General features: G+C 59.8%; 18 protein-coding genes. 3 read left to right on the forward strand and 15 right to left on the reverse strand.

The features are described 5' to 3' along the window. Nucleotides 1-19 precede the first annotated feature (19 nt). From ACRRQW_RS08125 to ACRRQW_RS08160, 8 genes are all read right to left on the reverse strand, one after another. Nucleotides 20-1,510: a sugar ABC transporter ATP-binding protein gene (locus tag ACRRQW_RS08125; protein WP_438480780.1), complete on the reverse strand. Its 1,491-nt coding sequence runs from the start codon at nucleotides 1,508-1,510 to the stop codon at nucleotides 20-22. Then, nucleotides 1,510-2,487 (reverse strand): ABC transporter substrate-binding protein, encoded by a 978-nt coding sequence (locus ACRRQW_RS08130; protein ID WP_438480781.1) that lies wholly within the window; start codon nucleotides 2,485-2,487, stop codon nucleotides 1,510-1,512. Before ACRRQW_RS08130 ends, ACRRQW_RS08125 begins: the two co-directional genes overlap by 1 nt. After that, nucleotides 2,484-3,467 (reverse strand): ABC transporter substrate-binding protein, encoded by a 984-nt coding sequence (locus ACRRQW_RS08135; RefSeq protein ID WP_438480782.1) that lies wholly within the window; start codon nucleotides 3,465-3,467, stop codon nucleotides 2,484-2,486. Before ACRRQW_RS08135 ends, ACRRQW_RS08130 begins: the two co-directional genes overlap by 4 nt. Before the next feature lie 91 nt (nucleotides 3,468-3,558). Further along, entirely contained in the window at nucleotides 3,559-4,575 is a 1,017-nt protein-coding gene (locus ACRRQW_RS08140; RefSeq protein WP_438480783.1) for a zinc-binding alcohol dehydrogenase family protein, read from the reverse strand. A 113-nt stretch (nucleotides 4,576-4,688) separates the two neighbouring features. Continuing rightward, nucleotides 4,689-5,642, reverse strand: a complete 954-nt coding sequence (locus tag ACRRQW_RS08145; protein ID WP_438480784.1) for an aldo/keto reductase — start codon at nucleotides 5,640-5,642, stop codon at nucleotides 4,689-4,691. Between the two features lie 5 nt (nucleotides 5,643-5,647). Continuing rightward, the gene (gene rbsD, locus ACRRQW_RS08150) at nucleotides 5,648-6,037 is read right to left on the reverse strand and encodes a D-ribose pyranase (RefSeq protein ID WP_438480785.1); all 390 of its coding nucleotides are present in this window, start codon (nucleotides 6,035-6,037) and stop codon (nucleotides 5,648-5,650) included. Nucleotides 6,038-6,102: 65 nt separating this feature from the next. Beyond that, nucleotides 6,103-6,993: a 3-methyladenine DNA glycosylase gene (locus ACRRQW_RS08155; RefSeq protein WP_438480786.1), complete on the reverse strand. Its 891-nt coding sequence runs from the start codon at nucleotides 6,991-6,993 to the stop codon at nucleotides 6,103-6,105. 33 nt (nucleotides 6,994-7,026) lie between these two features. After that, nucleotides 7,027-7,938: an N-acetylglucosamine kinase gene (locus ACRRQW_RS08160; protein ID WP_438480787.1), complete on the reverse strand. Its 912-nt coding sequence runs from the start codon at nucleotides 7,936-7,938 to the stop codon at nucleotides 7,027-7,029. 214 nt (nucleotides 7,939-8,152) lie between these two features. Here ACRRQW_RS08160 and ACRRQW_RS08165 point away from each other — a divergent pair, with 214 nt between their 5' ends. After that, nucleotides 8,153-10,138 carry an alpha/beta fold hydrolase gene (locus tag ACRRQW_RS08165; protein WP_438480788.1) on the forward strand — a complete coding sequence of 662 codons (1,986 nt, stop codon included), beginning with the start codon at nucleotides 8,153-8,155 and terminating at the stop codon, nucleotides 10,136-10,138. Here the strand turns inward: ACRRQW_RS08165 and ACRRQW_RS08170 are convergent. The 6 genes from ACRRQW_RS08170 to ACRRQW_RS08195 form a co-directional block, all read right to left on the reverse strand. After that, on the reverse strand, nucleotides 10,127-11,026 hold the full coding sequence (locus ACRRQW_RS08170; protein WP_438482346.1) for a class I SAM-dependent methyltransferase: 900 nt from the start codon (nucleotides 11,024-11,026) through the stop codon (nucleotides 10,127-10,129). The two genes, ACRRQW_RS08165 and ACRRQW_RS08170, sit on opposite strands and share 12 nt — an antisense overlap. A gap of 177 nt (nucleotides 11,027-11,203) precedes the next feature. After that, nucleotides 11,204-11,515: a MazG nucleotide pyrophosphohydrolase domain-containing protein gene (locus ACRRQW_RS08175; protein ID WP_438480789.1), complete on the reverse strand. Its 312-nt coding sequence runs from the start codon at nucleotides 11,513-11,515 to the stop codon at nucleotides 11,204-11,206. A gap of 3 nt (nucleotides 11,516-11,518) precedes the next feature. Further along, nucleotides 11,519-12,136: a uracil phosphoribosyltransferase gene (gene upp / locus ACRRQW_RS08180; RefSeq protein ID WP_438480790.1), complete on the reverse strand. Its 618-nt coding sequence runs from the start codon at nucleotides 12,134-12,136 to the stop codon at nucleotides 11,519-11,521. An 18-nt stretch (nucleotides 12,137-12,154) separates the two neighbouring features. After that, nucleotides 12,155-14,590: a penicillin acylase family protein gene (locus ACRRQW_RS08185; RefSeq protein ID WP_438480791.1), complete on the reverse strand. Its 2,436-nt coding sequence runs from the start codon at nucleotides 14,588-14,590 to the stop codon at nucleotides 12,155-12,157. A 1-nt stretch (nucleotide 14,591) separates the two neighbouring features. Next, entirely contained in the window at nucleotides 14,592-15,041 is a 450-nt protein-coding gene (locus tag ACRRQW_RS08190) for a DUF5069 domain-containing protein (protein WP_438480792.1), read from the reverse strand. 151 nt (nucleotides 15,042-15,192) lie between these two features. Then, nucleotides 15,193-15,480 (reverse strand): hypothetical protein, encoded by a 288-nt coding sequence (locus ACRRQW_RS08195; protein WP_438480793.1) that lies wholly within the window; start codon nucleotides 15,478-15,480, stop codon nucleotides 15,193-15,195. A 98-nt stretch (nucleotides 15,481-15,578) separates the two neighbouring features. On the opposite strand from ACRRQW_RS08195, the gene ACRRQW_RS08200 reads away from it, so the two are divergent. After that, nucleotides 15,579-16,844 (forward strand): M20/M25/M40 family metallo-hydrolase, encoded by a 1,266-nt coding sequence (locus tag ACRRQW_RS08200; RefSeq protein WP_438480794.1) that lies wholly within the window; start codon nucleotides 15,579-15,581, stop codon nucleotides 16,842-16,844. A gap of 120 nt (nucleotides 16,845-16,964) precedes the next feature. Here ACRRQW_RS08200 and ACRRQW_RS08205 read toward each other — a convergent pair whose 3' ends face one another. Beyond that, on the reverse strand, nucleotides 16,965-17,861 hold the full coding sequence (locus ACRRQW_RS08205) for an EamA family transporter (protein WP_438480795.1): 897 nt from the start codon (nucleotides 17,859-17,861) through the stop codon (nucleotides 16,965-16,967). 113 nt (nucleotides 17,862-17,974) lie between these two features. On the opposite strand from ACRRQW_RS08205, the gene ACRRQW_RS08210 reads away from it, so the two are divergent. After that, entirely contained in the window at nucleotides 17,975-18,709 is a 735-nt protein-coding gene (locus ACRRQW_RS08210) for a YebC/PmpR family DNA-binding transcriptional regulator (RefSeq protein ID WP_438480796.1), read from the forward strand. The last annotated feature ends 383 nt before the right edge of the window (nucleotides 18,710-19,092 follow it).

Below are 19,092 nucleotides of genomic sequence, written 5' to 3' on the forward strand. Positions count from 1 at the left end.
AGTTCGGGAAATTTTCTGGTTACGCACTACCGGTCGCCACGCGCATGATTTCGGCTTCGTTCCATTGCGCGCGCGGGCGCACGGCCGCGAGTTCGCCGCGACACATCACGCCGATCGTGTCGCACATGCCGAGCAACTCAGGGAGATAAGAACTCACGACCACGACCGCTTTGCCCGACGCCGCCAGTTCGCTGATGAGCTGATAAATCTGTGCCTTGCTGCCGACGTCGATGCCGCGCGTCGGTTCATCGAGAAGAAAAATGCGCGCGGGATGCTCGAGCAGGCGCGCGATCGCAACTTTCTGTTGATTGCCGCCGGAAAGCTGGCCGATGGATTGCGACGCGTCGCGGCATTTCACGCGCAGATCGTCCACCCAGCGTTGCGCCGTGGCGAGTTGGCGCGTGCGGTTGACCCAGCCGAAACGCCCGAATGTTTCCATCTTCGTCAGCGTGAGGTTGTCGGCGATGGACTGGTTGAGCATCAGGCCTTCCTCTTTGCGATTCTCGCTCAGGAAGCCGACGCCTTGTTGCCAGCGATCACGTGGCGCGTGTGTGCCGTTCGACGCGCTGACGATGCACACCTCGCCAGTATCGCAGGGATCGAGACTGAAAATCGTGCGCAATAAATCCGTGCGGCCTGCGCCAATCAATCCGGCGAGGCCAAAAATTTCTCCGGCGCGCAATTCCAGGCTCGCGCGTTTGAGGCGCGGGGCGCTGGCCGCGGTTTTCACAGACAACACCACGTCGCCCGGGGTGTGCTCGGTGCGCGGGTAAAGGTCTTTTACCTCGCGCCCGGTCATGAGGGTAACGATGTGATCGAGGCTCACGGACTTCATGTCGCCGGTGCCCACCGTCTCGCCGTCTTTCAAAACAGTGTAGCGATCGCAAAGCTGGCGGCACTCTTCGAGAAAATGAGAGATATAGATCACGCTCACGCCCTGCGCGCGCAGTCGGCCAATGGTCCCGAATAATTTTTCTGTGTCGGCTTGCGTGAGACTGCTCGTCGGCTCGTCCATGATCAGCACCTGCGGCTGAATGAGCAGTGCGCGCGCGATCTCGATGATTTGCTGTTCGGCGATGGAGAAGTCTCCGGCGCGCTTGCTGAGGTCGAGATTTTCGTGCCCGAGCAACGCGAGGGCGGCGCGCGCGCGTTCGCGGGAGTTTTTTTGATTAATCCATCCTGCGCTCGCCGATTCCGCGCCGAGCAGAATATTTTCCTGCGCGCTCAAATGCAGCGCGAGATTCAGCTCCTGGTAAATCATCGCCACGCCCTTGAGGCGCGCGTCGTGTGGGTTTTCCGGGAGATACGGTTTGCCCCCGAGTTCCATCGTGCCGGCGTCGGCGGTGTGCGCGCCGCTGAGCACTTTCATCAAGGTGCTTTTACCGGCGCCGTTTTCGCCGATGAGCGCATGCACCTCGCCGGGCGCGATGTTAAGCGACACACTTTTGAGCGCGCGCGTCGCACCGAAACTTTTTTGAATGCCGGCGAGGCGGAGGCGAACGTCGGACATTATTTCAAATACTGGTCGAGTGGCGGGTTGATGAGGTCTTTCACCGCGGGATCATTGACGTTGGCTTTCGTCGCGACGGTGACGCCGGTGTCGACGAACTTCTCAACCTTTTCCCCGCGCACGGCGGCGACGGCATTCTTCACGCCTTGGTAGCCCATGCGAAACGGATCTTGCACCAGCAGTGCGGTGATATCGCCGGCGCGGAGTGCGCTGACGAGTTCGGTGCCGGTATCAAAACCGACAAATTTGGTTTTACCCGCGAGACCGAGATCGCGCAACGCGAGCAGCATGCCGGCGGTCGTCGGCTGGTTGCAGGCGAACACGCCATCAATATTTTTGCCGAAACGATTCAGCAAATTCTGCGCGGTGCGATAGCAAGTGTCGCGCGTGACGCCGCCATGTTGGTCGACGGACACGAGTTTGATGCCCGGGAAATCTTTTTTCATCACCTCGATGAAACCTTCCTCGCGATCCTCGGTGCTGGCGGAGCCCACCGAATAGCGCAGCATGATCACGCGACCGTTCGGGCCAACGAGGCCGGCGAGCGTGCGGGCCGCAACGCGGCCGCCTTCGCGGTTATCGGTGGCGATGTAGCTGACGGGCAAATCCGAGTTCAGCGCGGAATCGATGGTGACGACCGGGATTTTTCCCTGCACGGCAGTCTGCAGCGGGGCGATGAGTGCGTTGCGATCAAGCGGGGAAATGACGATCGCGTTGACGCGACGACCGATGAAATTTTCCACGACCTGCACTTGCTGCTCGCGGTCGTCTTCTTTGAGCGGGCCCTTATAGATTACCTTAACGTTCACGCCGGCGGCGTTGAGTTCGCGCTCGGCTTTGACGGTGCCGGCTTGCACGGCTTTCCAATATTCGTGCGTCGTGCCTTTTGGAACGACGGCGATGGTGTAGCTATCTGCGGCGAAACTATTCGCGGCGAATGCGGCGGTAAGGAGAAGCGAACCGATTAGTTTTTTCATTTGAGGTATTTGTCGAGAGGCGGGGTGACAATGTCGGCGAGGGCCGGATCGTTAAAATTTTCCTTGGTTACGAAACCCACGCCCGTGTCGATGCGTGCGGGGACGGACTTGCCTTGCAGCACCGCGACGACGGTCTTCACGCCGAGGTAACCCATGTTGAACGGATTCTGGACGACGAGTCCGTTGATGTCGCCGGCTTTAAGCCCGGCGTTGAGCGTGTCGCCCGAATCGAATCCGATAAACTTAACTTTGCCCGCGAGTCCGGCGTCACGCAGCGCGAGGAGCATGCCGGCAGTGGTCGATTCGTTTACAGTATAAATGCCCTGTAGATTGCGTCCGTAGCGGTTCAGCAAATTTTCCGCCGCGCGCTTGGCGGTGTCGCGGCTGGCGCCACCGTGCTGGTCGGTCGACACGAGTTTGATCGCCGGAAAATCCTTTTGCATGACTTCGAGGAAACCGGCTTCGCGTTCCTCGGTGCTGTTCGAGCCCACGTGGAGGCGCAGCATGATAACATTGCCTTTGCCGCCGAGCAGCTGGCCGAGGTTGCGCGCGGCGATGCGACCGCCTTCGCGATTGTCGGTGGAGACGAAACTCTTGTAAGCGTCGGTTTTCAGCCCCGAGTCGATGATGACGACGGGAATTTTTCCGCGCGCGGCGGTTTCGACCGGGCCGACGAGGGCGCGATCATCGAGCGGCGCGAGCACGATTCCGCTGACGCGCTGGCCGACAAAATTCTCCACGACCTGCATCTGTTGCTCACGGTCATCTTCCTTGAGCGGGCCTTTCCAAATGATGCGCACGTTGACGCCTTCTTTCGCGAATTCCTGCTTCGCTTTTTCGGCGCCGGCGTTGATGGATTTCCAAAATTCGTGAGTCGTGCCCTTCGGGATGACCGCGATTGTGTAGTTTTCCGCGGCCGTCGCGCACATCGCGAGGAAGGAGGAAAGAAGCACCAGCATTTTCAGCCAGATCAGTTTCATTGAGCGGGAGTTGGGTAACGGTCGGGGCGTGAGGGGGATTTAAAGCGATAGAGTCGGGCGACGCGCGACGCCACACCTCTTTTGAGGGAGGTTAATGGGCGACTTCTATGAGCGTTTTGATGACCGCAGGGTTCCCGGCGAATTCCGGAAAGCGCACCGGCGTATCAGTAAGCGAAAACCGGTGCGTGATCCATGGGGTCGTGTCGACGCGCCCTGCCTCGATCAGGCTGATGATTTCACGAAATGTGCCGGGCAAGGCGTTGCGACTGGCGAGCAAAGTGAGCTCGCGGCGGTGGAAATTCGGGTCGTTGAACGTCACGTCGCCTTGGAAGAGTCCCACGAAAACGATTTTCCCGCCGTGCGCGGGTAGGTCGAAGGTGCCCGCCATCGATTTCGGATTGCCCGTCGCATCAATCACGACCGTCGGTAAATCACCGCCGCCGATCGCCTTGAGTTGTGCCGCCGCTTCCGCGCCGGGTGCGAGCGTGTGGGCGACGCCGAGCTGTTTGCGGCAGAACTGCAGGCGGGTGTCGCTCATGTCCATCACGGCGAGTTTCGCGCCGCGCACCTGGACAAATTGAATCACGCTCAACCCGATGGGCCCGGCGCCGATCACGAGCACGAAATCATCCGCCTGCACGTCAGCGCGCTCGACCGCGTGCGCACCGATGCCGAGTGTCTCGACGAGTGCGAGTTGGTCGTAGGAAAGGGTATCGGACTTGTGCAGCTTGCGCGCCGGGACGGAAATCAGCGGGCGCATGCCGCCATCCGTGTGCACGCCGAGCACGCGAAGTTCCGTGCAGCAATTCGGTTTGCCGCGGCGGCACGAGATGCATTTGCCGCAATTCATATACGGCTCCACGGAGCAACGGTCGCCGGCTTTCAACCCGTGCGGCTCACTGCCAGGATCGACGACTTCCACGCCGAGTTCATGGCCGAGGATGCGCGGGTAGTTGAAAAAGGGTTGTTTGCCGGCGAACGCGTGCAGATCGGTGCCGCACACGCCGATGCGGTGCACGCGCACGAGCGCCTCGCCGGGAGCAGGCGTCGGTGCGGGGCCTTCGCGGGCGGAAAATTTACCGGGCTCGTCGAGGGTGATATGCAGCATGGGAAAGCAGGGATAGAGTAACAGCTAACGGTTCAAACTCTCGGCGCGAGAAGCGTAAAGCCCGACTCACCCGCAACCGAGGATACCGGCAAAAATTCCGAAAAATCAGGCACTCAGGGATAAAGCGGGTCGCGATTCTCGGGACGACCGCGCGTGAAATTGTGGTTTTTAATCGGTTTCAGGAATTCGAGCACTCGGGCCATCGCTTCGAAATCGATCGGTGCGCCCGCATATTCGACGTTTTTGCGGATGTTTTCCGGATTCGCGGTGCCGACGAGCGTCGTGGCGATGCGCGGATCGTGCACCGCAAACTGAATTGCGAGCTTCGTGATATCGATGCCGATCGCCTTGGCTTGTTCAACCGCGCGACGGCAGCCTTCCTTGATTTCCGGCGAAGCGGGATGCCACGCGGGGCCGCCGCGATCCGTCAGCAAGCCCATGCCAGTCGCCGACGCGTTGATTACGCCGACGCCTTTGCGCTCAAAATAAGGGATGAGCGGATCGAGCGCCGTGTCGTTGAGGCAATACCGGCAAAACGACAGCACCGCTTCCACCACGCCCGGCGCGGTGCGATCCAGCACGGCGGGGAAAATTTTTAGCGACAAACCCGTGATGCCGATGTGTCCGACGCGCCCCGCTTCCTTGAGTTTCACGAGCGCGGGCAACGATTCGTTCACGATCTGATTCAGGTCGGCGAATTCGATGTCGTGGATGTGCAGCACATCGACGCGTTCCGTGCCGAGACGGCGGCAGCTTTCGTCGAAACCTTGGGTGACGTGCTCCGCGGAGAAGTTAAATTTCCCTTCGCCATACTGGCCAACTTTAGTGGCGAGAATGTAGCTCTCACGCGGCACCCCCTGCAATGCGCGGCCGAGCACCGTCTCCGAACGCGTTTCGCCATAGTGCGGTGACGTGTCGATAAAGTTGATGCCGAGATCCAGCGCCGTGCGCACCGTGCGAATGCCTTCGCCCTCATCGATCGTGCGAAACGCGTTGCCGAGCGGCGACGCGCCGTAGCTGATCACGGAAACATTCAGGCCGGTGCGGCCGAGCTGGCGGTAATGCATACGGATTAAGCGGACTCGAGAATCAGGTTGGCGTATTGCGTGGTGTCGCCCGTGCGAATGAGCCCGATGGCGTGCGGCACGCGCAATTTAAATTTCACATGCGGCTCGAACACGATCGGCACGCCGGCGAGGCGCTCGACGAGCGCGTTTTGCACGGCGGCAGAGTTCACTTTCTTAAATTCATTCGCGGCCCACACGCGACCGATCACGAAATTCGGACGCAATGATTCGAGCACTTGCGCGACCGTCGGCACACCATCAACGAGCGCGAGATCCACGGTTTCGATCTGCGGCCAAAACGGAAATCCGCGATCAGCAATAACGAGCGTGTTCGTGTGGCGCACGCGTGCGAGGAGGTTGAGCAACGCGGGATTGAGGATGCCGGTTTTGAGCATGGGGATTTTTTTGAGATTCGCCGGTCGTGCGCGTTGGCGCAAGTTTCGCCTGCGCGCGCCGCCAACTATGACGCGAGCAAGCGTTCGCACAGCGCTGCGAGCCGCGCGCGCAACGGCTGGCTGCGTTCGGCGAAGTCGCGTTGGTGAGCTTCGTAATCGAGGCGTCCGGCAGGTGTTTCGATTTTGATCGGCGCAAAGCCGAGTTTTTCGAAATCGTAAGGACTGGCGCGCATGTCGATTTCACGAATGTCGCGCGCGAGAGCGAAACAATCGGCGATCAACTCACTCGGCGTGAACGGCGCGAGTTTGAACGCCCATTTGTAGAGATCCATGTTCGCGTGCAGACAACCGCGTTGCTCGAACTCCGGCGTCGTCGCGCGCGTCGGTTGCAAGCGATTCAGCGGACGCGCGGGCTCCGTGAAAAAACGAAACGCGTCGAAATGCGTGCAGCGCACGGGTTGCGCCTCGACAATACGTGCGAGTTCCTCCGGCGGAAACCGCAGCGGCCACGCGTTATGGCGGATTTGCTCGGGCGTTTGCCGGTAAACCATCGCCCACTCATGCAATCCGAAGCAGCCGAAATGCGGCGCTCGCTCCGTGGTTTGGCGCATGAGCGCGAGCAGCCACGCGACGGTCTCGCGCCGCCGCGGTTCGAGTGCGCCGACATTCAGCGCCACGCCGCCGTCGACTGCGTGATACTCGGGCCAGCGCAAAAATTCGCGCGCCGCGTCACCTTGCAACACCACATCCGGGCCCGGGTGCCAGCGTTTCAGCCAGCTCGCGCGGAACTGGTAATATTCAAAAAGGAAATCGAGCACCGGATGTTTTTCCCCGCGTGACGTGCGCGCCTGATGCGGATCCGTCCACACGCGCACGCGCGTCTCATGCGCCTGCCTTCGCGCGAACCACACGGATTCAGGCAAGGCAGTTTCGAGTCGAGGGAAGTTAGTGTTCACTTGGAAAGCTTAACGAAACCAAATAATCGCTGCTTACACTTTCGCCAGCAACCGACGCACGCCTTCGATCGGAGCGGTCTCGATAAACTGTAGCACGACCGGCCACTTGAGTTTGTTCGCGAGTGAACGAAGCACGAAAGCCGCCGGCTCGCTGTTAAGGATGCGCCCGCTGACTCCGCACGGCACCCGCGTGGTTTGATTCGGGAAAAGGCGCTGAATGACCGCGTCGGCCTGGCGGGCGAAATCTGTGATGGAATCCGCGACGACTTGTTGCGCCGCGCCGCAATCGTGCGCGGCGAGTTCGAGCACGCGTGGCGCGAACGCGGCGATTTGCGCGTTGGCGGCTGCGTCGTTGTAGAAATAGCGCGAGTTATTCGTGTAATCGGCGATGCCCGTGTGCGCGCACAACGCGTTGGCCAAGGGCGAGAGCGCGATGTTTTTCGACCACATCGCCGCCTGTAATTCCAGCAATGCGACCGCAATCGCACGACGGCCCAGATCGAAACCGCTGCCCGGATCGCCGAGTTTCCAACCGAGTCCGCCCGCGTAATGCACCGAATTATCCGGTGCCCGCGCCGCTATAAAAGATCCCGTGCCCGCATGCAGCACGAGGCCTGGCGCGCCATCGGTCGCGAGTTCGAGCACTGGCCGCGAGTCGTCGACGGCACTCACCGCGCCGAAATCGCTTCCGCTGAGTGCATCGGCGGTTTCTTTCCAAAAGGAACGATTGCCCGCCATGCAGAGCAACGTGTGCGTAACGCCGCCTTCCGCCTTCGTGGTAATTTCGCGCAGGGCCGTTTCGAGAATCTCGCGGGCTTTTTCCGGCCCGAGTTGGCTTGGGTTGCAACCCGCCGCGAGTTGCCGCGCGACGATCGCGCCCGAGGCATCGACAAGAATCAACTCCGTCTTCGTGCCACCACCATCGACTCCGATTTTAAAGCTCATGGGTTACGGCACAAAGAACACGAAGTAGCGGCAGAAGAAAAGGCTCCGCTTAATCGGAGAGACGAAATTGAAAACGGCGAGACCTGCTCGCCGTTTATCCCTCAGGGCCGCTGCGCAAATATCAGTCGCTCCCTCGTGCCGGCTTCCGCGTTGACCAAAATATAAGCACCTCGTGTAGTCGCGCGGACGGGCCACCCACTTCCTCCCTTCTTTTATGTCTGTTCGCAGGCTGTTAGTTGTGTTTCTCATTCTTCGTTCGGTGCTAGGTGCCACGGAACTCGTGCCGATTGAAAAATTTGCCGCCGATATCGCCTTTTCGCGCGCCCGGCTCTCGCCGGACGGGAAAACGTTGGCGTTTATCCACGAGACCGAGGGCAAGCAGTGGTTGATGATGCGTGACCTCGAAACCAAGAAGGCCGCGCGCATCGATCCGGGGCACACGTATTCTGGTTTCTCTCGGGAAGTGGGCACTTATCGCTGGGTCAGCGATAGCCGCATCGCGTTTTTGTCCACGGTGTGGGATGGGGCTTATTTCACCGGCGTGAGTGCGGTCGATCGCGATGGACGCCGCTGGAAAGCCTTCACCGGTCCGGACGCGAGCCCGATGAACGAGTATCCGCTGCTCGCGACGCAGATTATCTACAGTTTCGGGGATGAAGATGCGAATGTGCTGATGCTGGATCGCGGCTCGAACACCGGGAGCGATCTGCTTTTTCAAGACGTCATCAAAGTGAGCACTCACACCGCTCGGGTGACGACGGCGGCAAAAAATCCCGGCAACGTCGTGGGTTGGGTGGTGGATCGCGACGGGGCCGTGCGTTTAGGCATCACGCGCGATGGCCGGCGCTATGGAACGATTTATCGTGAAAACGAAAAAGCGCCGTGGCGCACGCTGTCGCTTTTCAATGAAGCCTTGGGCCGAATCGAACCACTCGGTTTCGATGCCGATGGAAAACGTCTCGTGGTGGCCGTGACGAATGACTCAAAGCGTCGCGCGGTGCATTACTACGATCCGGAAAAAGGCGAGCTGGGTGAGGTGATCGCGTCGCATCCGCACTACGACATTATCCCTGAAATGGGTGCGCCCAGTGTCGACGGAGTGTCGCTGGCGGCGCCAATCAGTTCGGAATTGACGGGCACGTTGGTCGGAGTGCGTTTCATGACCGAGGGACCGAAAAGCTTCTGGTTCAACTCCAAGTTCATCGCGATTCAGGAAGGCGTGGACAAACTTTTGCCGGACACCGTGAACTTAATCACGAGTCGTTCGCGCGACGAGAAACGTTTCCTGATTCTTTCATTCTCCGATCGCGATCCCGGCAAATATTATCTGCTGGATATGAAGGATCAAAGTTCGGCGCTGACGCGTTTGGGTGCGCGCATGCCGGACTTCCCCGTCGATAAAATGGCCCCGGTCTATCCCATCAGATATAAGGCTCGGGATGGCGAACTCATCGAAGGCTATCTGACGTTACCGGTCGGAAAGGATAAAAACTTGCCGCTCGTCGTGATGCCGCACGGCGGGCCCAATGTCCGCGATGTGTGGGAGTTTGATGTCACGGTGCAGTTTCTCGCGAACCGTGGCTACGCGGTGTTGCAGATGAACTATCGGGGCTCGCCCGGCTACGGCACGGAGTTTTACAGCAAAGGAAAACGCGAGATCGGCCACGGCATCCAGACCGACATCGACGACGGCACCAAGTGGGCCATCGAAAAAGGCTACGCCGATCCGCAACGCGTGGCGATTCTCGGCGGGAGTTACGGCGGCTACTCGGCGCTCTACGCGTTGGGCCAAAGTCCGGCGCTGTATCGTTGCGGGATTTCGATCTGCGGCGTCACAGACTGGGCGGAAATTTTCAAGAGCCGCAAAGGTGAGGAATACAAATTCTCCTACCAGCATTTCCAGGATTGGATCGGTGATCCGAAGGATGATGCCGCGATGCTGGCGTCGATCTCGCCAGTGAACTTTGCCGAGAAAATCAAAGCGCCGCTTTTCATTATCCAAGGCAAAGAGGATCGCGTCGTGCCGCCAAAACAGGCGCGCAAGATGGTGGCCGCGTTGGAGAAAGCGGGCCGCCCGCCGCAGACACTTTATTTCTCAGACGAAGGCCACGGTTTCAAACACGCGAAAAACCGCGTTAAACTATTTCGCGAAATCGAAACGTTCCTCGCGAAACACCTCGCGCCGGCCTCAGGCACCTGATTCCCAGCGACCGAAGATGCCGCAGGGGAGCACTTTTTTGTCGCGCTGAATCGGCAGGCCGATTTCGCCACCGGTGATGCGTCCGCCCGCGCCTGCCATCAGGCCGGCGAGCAAGTTGACGACGACGGTCGGTGAGAGGCGCGCCGTGTAGGCGTTGATGAGCACGAACACCGGCTGGTCGGTGAGGATCTGCTTACACTCGTTGAGCAAGGCCCAGAGGTGATCTTCGAGTTTCCACATCTCACCCGTGCTGCCGCGCCCGTAAGTCGGCGGATCCATGATGATCGCGTCGTATTTGCGCCCGCGTTTGATTTCGCGGCGCACGAATTTCAAGCAATCGTCCGTGATGTAACGAATCGGGGCCTCGGCCAAGCCGGAGAGAGCGGCGTTTTCACGGCACCATTTAACCATGCCTTCCGAAGCATCGACGTGACACACGCTCGCACCCGCCGCGGCGGCAGCGACTGATGCTGCGCCGGTATAACCGAAAAGATTGAGGACGCTGACTTCGCGGCCCGAGGCGCGCGCGGCTTTGATCTTCTGCGTAAACCAATCCCAGTTTACCGCCTGCTCGGGGAAAAGACCGGTGTGCTTGAAACTCGTGGGATGGATTTTGAATTTCAGTTCGCCGTAGCTGATCGTCCAGTGATCGGGGAGTTGCTGGCGATATTCCCATTTGCCGCCGCCGGTTTCACTGCGGTGGTAGAAGCCGTCCCAATTTTCCCAACGCCCGTTGCCCCCCGTGCGGGGCCAGATGATCTGCGGATCCGGGCGCACCAAGGCGTAAGGTCCCCATTTTTCCTGCTTCATGCCCATGCCGCAATCGATCAGCTGGTAGTCTTTCCAGCCGTCAGCAACAATGAGTCCGGGACGTTCAATAGTCGTCATGTAGTGCGCACCTTGCCCACGAAATTCCGGGATGAACACGAAAAAATCACGACGATGGTATCAAGGCGGAGACGCGAATTTCACAAATGCACGAAGACGGAAACGATCTCCGGACAGACTCTGCGTCTAGCCAATCTCGGATTCGTGTAATCTGTGAAATTCGTGTCTCCGTTCCGCTCAGCGCAGTTTCGTTTCCAATTCGTCCATCGTCTTCAGAAATTCTTTTTCGAGGTCGATGTCGTAAGCCTTCGCGAGCACGAGGACGCTCCACAGGCAGTCGCTCAGCTCGTGGGCGAGTTTCTTGTCCATGTCGTCGATGTGCCGCGCGCCGGCTTTCGCCATCACGAGTTTCATGAGGTCGCCCACGTCGCCGACGAAGCCTTGCATGAGCTCTTCACGCGTCCATTCGCGGCCGGATTTGCGGCGTTCGGCCGTCGCAAACGCTGCGCGCACTTCGACGGCACGCTCGGAAATTTTTGAAAAATCCATGGCTTACGTGCCGTAAAGACGATCGCCGAAATCACCGAGGCCGGGGAGAATATATTTCTTGTCGTTCAGTTGGCGGTCGAGCGAGCCCGTGTAGATGGCGATCTCGGGGTGCTCTTGGTGCACGACGGCGACACCTTCGGGCGACGCCACGATGCAAACGAAAACAATCTCCGTGCCGCCCGCTTCCTTGATCACTTTGATCGCGTGGGCGGCAGATCCACCAGTCGCGAGCATCGGATCGACGATGACCACGCGCGTGCCGGCGAGCGGGGGGAGTTTGCAGTAATAGTTGCGCGCGACCGCGGTCGTGTGGTCACGTTCGAGACCGACGTAACCCACGGCGACATCGGGAAAAATATCGTGGAAGGGCTGCAACATGCCCAAGCCCGCGCGCAAAATCGGCACCACGGCGAGGGGTTTGGCGAGCACGCGGCCGGTCATCGTCTCGAGCGGGGTTTCGATTGATTTGTCTTCGGTGGCGAGGTCGCGGGTTGCTTCGAGTGCGAGCAGCAAACCGATTTGGTAGCTCAATGTGCGAAAGAGCGCAGGTTTCGTGGTCTTGTCGCGCAGGTGCGTGAGCACGTGGGCCCCGAGCGGGTGATTTAAAACGTGGAGTGGCATGGTGGGTGTGGGACGAGATTAGTTTGGCGTAAGCGTAAGCGTGTGTTGTGCCGGGCCGGGGAGAAACGGGGTGGGCTCTGCTTTCACCCAGGCGTCATGGCCGGCGCGGTAAAATTTGGAAAAGGGGTGTCCGCTCTGGCCGCCGGGCATATCGAAGATACCTTCGGCTTCGTGGCCTGGCGAGACGACCATGCGTTGCGACTGACCGAAGAGCGGCCCTTGCACGCGGGGCATGTCCGAATCACCGGCGAGCGGTTGCGCGGGCATGTTAAACAATTTCGCAAGCGGGCCCGGTAAGCTGCTCGCGATCGGATGTTCCATGCGCAGCGTGTTGCGCGCGCCCCACGTGAAACGGTCGAACGGGAGATTTGCTTTCTTGGCGTCGGCCTGGAGGTCATCGACGGCGGCGAGCAGCAGCGATTCCCACGAACGATGCGCAGGATTCAGCAACTGGATCGGTTGCTCGTGCGCGAGTTGCCATAGCGCGTCTTCGTAGGCGAGCTCGCGGAAATTAAAGCTGTCGTAGTAGGCGCTGGCTTGTTCGACGAACGGCGCAAACGTGCGCTCGGCGACGTGAGCGCGAAACGCACGCACCAGCCGATACGCGATTGAATCGGTGCTGGCATGGCCATTCCACTGGCGCACGAGGTCGCGGATTTCCGCGCGGTTTTTCTTTTGCGCGACAGCATCGTCGGTGAGGACTTCGAGCAAAAATTTCTGCCAGCGTTCGAGGAACAAGGCGCGATCGTCGAGTTGCACGGCGAACAAATCCACGGGCGCAGATTTTTTACCCGAGCCGACGAGCGCGAGCAGACCGTCGCGCACCTGGCGACCGCGCTGGCCGTCATCGTAACCGCCGTCGCCGAGTTTTTTGAGAAACTCGCCACCCAGCGGACGATTGTTGCCCGTCCAGACCACGCCGTCTTTCGCGGGCAACACGACCGTGCTGGTGCTGGTTTGCGAAGTGACGACCGGAATTTCGTCGGCGTTCAAAAAACCGTCCCAGCGGCGGTCGCCGTAGGACCAGATCGCGGCGCGGCTGCCATCGTAACCGACGCGACGCGGAATTTTTCCAATGACCGTCCACGCGACTGCGCCGGCGGCGTCGCCGATGATCGCATTTTCATTGGGGATGCCGGAGCGATGCAGCGCGGTAAGGCCTTCCGCGACCGTCGTGGCGGTTTCCAATTCCATCAAGTGCAGGTTGGTCGCTTCGGCGTCGTGCGCCGTCCAGCGCAACGCGTGGAAGCGACCATCTTCAGCTTTGCCGATCACCGGGCCCCATTCTGTCCAACGCGCGACGAACGGCACCGGTGCCTCGCCTTTCACTTTAATCTCTTCGTTGCGCACGTCGACTTTGAGCCACTTGCTTTCGGTGGAGCGGTAATAAGCCTCCGCGGTCGTATCGAGTTCGGTGATCACGAGGTCGGTCGTGTCGACGTAGGCGACGGTGAAGCCCCACGCGACGCGCCCGTTGCTGCCGACCACCACAAACGGCACGCCGGGCAACGAAACTCCGGTCATGCTGCGCGCCTTGCCGTGATCTTTCCACTGGAGCGAGGCGCGATACCAGATGTGCGGCACGCTGAAATCGAGGTGCATGTCGTTCGCGACGAGGGCGGCCCCGGTCGCGGTGTGCGCACCACTGACGGCAAATGCGTTGGATCCGACCACACGTTTGAAAGGCGCTTCCGGGGCGGACGCCAAAGCGGCTTTGGTTTCTTCGCTCGCGGGCTTGAAGCGAAATTTCGGCAACGCCGCAGGCGCGAACGTGCTGTCGTCCAACGCCGCGTCCCACGAGGTGCCGGCCGGCGCGAGAAAATCCACCGCGCTCTGGCCGAGCGCGCGGCGCAAGGCATCGCGGTTCAATTCAAACTTCGCGTGGTGATCCTGCAGGTCGAACCACATCGCATAAATGCAGAGGATGGAATCTTCCTCGGCCCACGGTTGCGGATCGAGGCGCAGTGCGAGGTATTCCCACGGCTTTTTGCCGAGCGAATCGAGGCCGGCGTTCACGCCGTCGACGTAGGCTTTGAGAATTTCGCGTTCGGTGGGCGTGGCTTGTTCGATAACTTTTTTCGCGAGACGACGAAACCCGTGTAACCGTGCGCTCTGATCGACTTCGAGCGCCATTCTCCCAAACAGCTCCGACAACTCGCCCGCCGCGCGACGCCGCAGCAGATCCATTTGAAAGAAACGATCCTGCGCGTGCACGAAACCCGTGGCGCGAGCGACGTCCGCGCGCGTTTCACCGATGATCGTCGGCACGCCAAGGGCGTCGCGCGCGATTGTCACCGGAGCGGAGACGTCGGCCAGGACGCGAGAACCGTCGATTTGCGGCAAGCTGCCGCGCACTTGCCACCAAATCCAGACACCGGCCAGTAACGCGACCGCGAGCAGGACAGTGAGGGCGGAGGCGAGGTATTGGAGGCGTTTGCGGAGAGCGGGTTTCATGTTATTTGGTCCACGCTTGGGCGGCGACAGGATCGCGGCCTTCGTCGTATTCGTTGAGATCGAAAATGGTTTCGATGGGTTTGCCGACGAGCCCGAACTCCACGATGCGCTTTTGCACGACCTCGGAGGCTTCGTCGCGCCAGCCGCGTTTCGAGAGGAAATTATTAAACCACATGATTTCGTCGGCGTGGCGCGCGCCGCCTTTTTCGTAACACCACGCGAGCACGTCTTCATCATCACCGCCGCCTGCGAGCACCCGTTCGCGCAACGCCGCATAATCCACGCGCAAAAAACTCAGGATGCGGCCGTCAAAACCGATGCCGAGGTTACTTTGGTAGTCGGCGGGCAACGTGCCGGCGGCGTGCAGGCGGATCTTATCGAGCATGCGCCCGAAATAAACGAGGCCGCCGACTTTATCGTAATTGCTGCGCAGTCCGGGAACGTGAGCCATGGTGCGCGAAGACTTCCGCATTCACAGCGGAGAATCCAGAAGGAACTCGTGGTAGAATTCAGGTAGGGCCCGATCTCCCAGCGGGCCGCAAAATGCGCGCTGGGCAACGGCCTGCCCGGAGGTCAGGCCCTACCTTTCAAGACGCAGAAAATCACTCGTGCGTGTAGTAAGCCCAGGTCGCCATCAGCCCGAGGAGGAACGTCGGAAAATTTATCCAGAGCTGGTGAAACGGCACCGGGTAACGTTGCACCGCCCAGATCACGAGGACGTGTTTGATCGCGATGAGAATCCAGCCGATCAAAATAAACCGTTCCACGCGCGGGTTCGCCGGCACCGGTTTGGTCACGTGAACTTCCTCGACCAGCGGGGCGTCCTCGGGATCGCGATTAAAACGGGTGGTGTTGGCGAACATCTGGTGGTGAGTGTAGTGGGGTTTCACAAAAAGGAAAGCGGCGCGACCTCCCTAATTGCGTTCGCGAGCGTGGGCAAAATGAGGCGCGGCTCGACGTTGCCCGCACTTTCTGTTGGAACCGGCTGATGCCTCCCTCGCGTTGCCTGGCCTCGCTGTTTTTCATTCCTGCGCTGCTGTTTTCTGCGCCGTTGAGCCCGGAAGAACAAAAAATCGTCGCTTACGTCGACGCGCATGCGGCGGATTTCGCCCGCGATCTCGAAACGGCGGTCAACCTCGACAGCGCGACGGAAAACCACGTGGGCGTGCGTAAAGTCGGTGAACTTTTCGGCGCGCAGCTCGAGGCGGCGGGTTTCAAAAGTAAATTTATCGATCTCGGCGCGACCACGGGGCGTGCCGGGCATCTTTTTGCCGAACGCACAGGCATGAAAGGCAAACGCGTGTTGCTCATCGGTCACCTCGACACGGTGTTGCCGGGTGGAAATTTCCGCCGCGAGGGCAACAAGGCATTTGGCTCCGGTGTGAACGATATCAAAGGCGGCGATCTGGTGCTGACGCATGCGTTGCGCGCGTTGCACGGCGCGGGCGTGCTGAACGACACCCAAATCATCGTGATGATGACCGGGGACGAGGAAGCGGTGGGCTCGCCACAAGAACTCGCGCGCAAGGATCTCTGGGACGCCGCGAAACGCAGCGATGTGGCGCTCTCGTTTGAAACCGCCATTGGCAACACGGCCACGGTCGCGCGCCGCGGAAGTATGTCGTGGGAAATCGAAGTGCAGGGCGCGACGGGGCATTCATCTGGGATTTTTTCCGCCTCGATGGGCGCCGGCTCGGTTTACGAAGCAGCGCGGATCGTGAGCGAATTTTATCAAGAGCTGCGCAAGTTCGACGGGTTGACCTCGAATCCGGCGCTCATTGTCGGTGGCACCGAGGTCGCGCTCGATCGCACCGGCGGAACGACGACCGGCAAAACCAACATCACGGCGCAGCGCACGCTCATTCGCGGCGACCTCCGCACACTTAGCGCCGAACAACTCGCGCAAGCCCAGGCGAAGATGCGCGAGATCGTCGCGCGGAATCTGCCGCGCACGTCGGCCAAAATCACTTTCAACGAAGGTTATCCCGCAATGCCCGATACGCCGGCAAACCGTGAATTGCTCGCGCAGCTCGATACCGTGAGTCGCGATCTAGGTTTCGGTGAAATCACCGCCTACGATCCGAAGTCACGCGGCGCGGGAGATGTGGCGTTTATTTCGCCGCCGTTGCCTGCGATTGATGGACTTGGGTTGCGCGGCAACGGCGCGCACGCACCGGCCGAAAGCGCCGATCTCGAGAGCGCGCCGGAATTAGTCAAACGCGCCGCCGTGCTGATCTACCGGTTGACGCGGTAGGGCCCTTCTTTCGGAAGTTAACCACAGATAAACACGGATTAACACAGATGGTTCGAGCGACTCAATTTTCCGAGTATCTGTGTTCATTTGTGTCCATCTGTGGTTTCGCTGTTTTTTATTTTACCCGAGAATCGTCAGCACGATTCCGATGACCACGCCGATGACGGCCGGCAATTTTGCCCAGCCGTTTTTCTCGCCGAATAACAGCAACCCGCCCGCAAAGGCCACGAGCGTGCTGCCGCGTCGCAAGCTCGAGACCATCGACACGAGCGCATCGGGGTTTCGCAACGCGTCGAAATAAACGAAGTCCGCCAGCAATAGCGCGAACGACACGCCGAGGATACTCCAGCGCCAGTGAAATTCGTGCCGTGGCCAAAGCCGGAACTTCCAGCCCAACGCGAGCGGCAGGAACAGCGCAGCGAGGTAGATGGAGAACCAACATTGCACCGTGGCCGCGTCGAACCCTGCACGCCCGAGCAGGAATTTATCGTAGAGCCCGCTCATCGCGCCGAGCAACGTGCCCGCCATCAGAAAGCCGAACCATTTGTTGCGGTGAAAATGAATGCCTTCGCGCTGCCCGACCAGCGACAAGCCGACGAATGACGCGAGCGTCACGAGAATGCCCACCCCTTCGAGCCACGACGGGCGTTCGCCGAGCACGAGCACCGCGCCGAGGAGCGTCCACATCGGGCCCGTCGCACGGATGGGCGACGCGAGCGACACCGGCATGTGTTTAATCGCGAAATAACTGCACACCCACGAGGCCGCCACGAGCGCGGACTTGGCGAGCAGTTGCAGGTGTTGAAACCATGCGAGCGGTGCGACGTGCAGCGTCGTTGGTAGCGTGCCTGGTGAAACCACGACCACGGCCATGAGCACGCACCACACGGTGGCACTGCAGACGTTCGCAAAAAACAAAACCGGCAACACCGCATTGTCGCGCACGGCGTGCTTCGTGTTCAACTCGTAGAAACCGAGGAATAGCGCAGAAACCAGACTGGCGACGATCCAATGCATGCAACGTTGAGCTGTGACCGCCGGCGAACATCCACGCAAGAAACCAGTGGCGCGCGGGCCTGCGTTTTAAGAATTGCCGCGCGAAGTGGGGACACGTTACACCTTTCCGCCTTATGGGACGTCAGTGGCTTCACGCGAAACGCGCTATTGTTAACCTCAAGAAAGGTCAGACCGTCGGCAAACTGGTGAAAGAAATCACCGTGGCCGCGAAACTTGGCGGCGGTGATCCCGCCGGCAACGCGCGCCTCTTTGCCGTGCTTGAGAAAGCCCGCAAGGCCAGTGTCACGCGCGACGCGATCGATCGAGCCATCGCAAAAGGCACCGGCAGCGGCGGCGACAAGACCTCCCTCGATCACATCGTGTTCGAGGGCTACGCGCCGCACAAAGTGCCGGTTATTGTCGAGGCTTACACTGACAATCAGCAGCGCACCGCGCCGGAAATCCGCGTGCTCTTCAAGAAAGGCGTGCTCGGGGCGGCGCACAGCAACAAATTCCTCTTCGATCACGTCGGAATCGTCGAAGCGCACACGGCGAACGCGTCGGCTGACCTCGAAGCTGCGGCCATTGAAGCAGGCGCAAATGATTTCGCTCCGCTCACGCATGCCGAGAACGACGACATTCCTGCGGAAGGTGTCATCGGGGCACGTTTTCTCACGGAGCGCACCGCGGTGCATGCCGTTTCCACCTGGCTGAAGGCGAATGGCTGGAACGTGGTCACCAGCGAAATTGGTTATGTAGCGAAGCAATTTCCCGATCTCGACGACGCCGCGCGCGCCGAAGTGGGCGAGTTCCTGCAGGCGCTCGAAGACAACGACGACGTGCAACGCGTGTGGGCCGCGGTGAAGTAATTCGCGCGAGGCACTGCTAACAAATCGAGCACGAGCCCACCGCTCGTGCTTTTTTGTGCACGCGTGCCAATGACGTTTAAGGCGCGACTCCTGAGTTTGTTATTCTGACCGCAGCGAAGAATTCATCTGAATTCATTCATCGATTAGAAAGCAAAACGCCGATCGATTTTTTCGCTGCGCTCAAAATGACACGGAGAAAAATGGCAGGCATTTTCTCAAATCAGGCGTGCGTCGAACACCGTTTCTCCTCTGAAAAACGCGAAAAATAAAAAACCCTGCACCGTTTAAGGTAACAGGGTTTTTTAAAAAAAACGCTGAACGGGGTTTTCAGCGTCGACGAACGAAAGAGCAGTAACGCGAACGTTACTTCTTCTTCTTAACAG

It is taken from the genome of Oleiharenicola lentus (assembly GCF_051660365.1).
GTDB lineage: Bacteria > Verrucomicrobiota > Verrucomicrobiia > Opitutales > Opitutaceae > Lacunisphaera > Lacunisphaera lenta_A.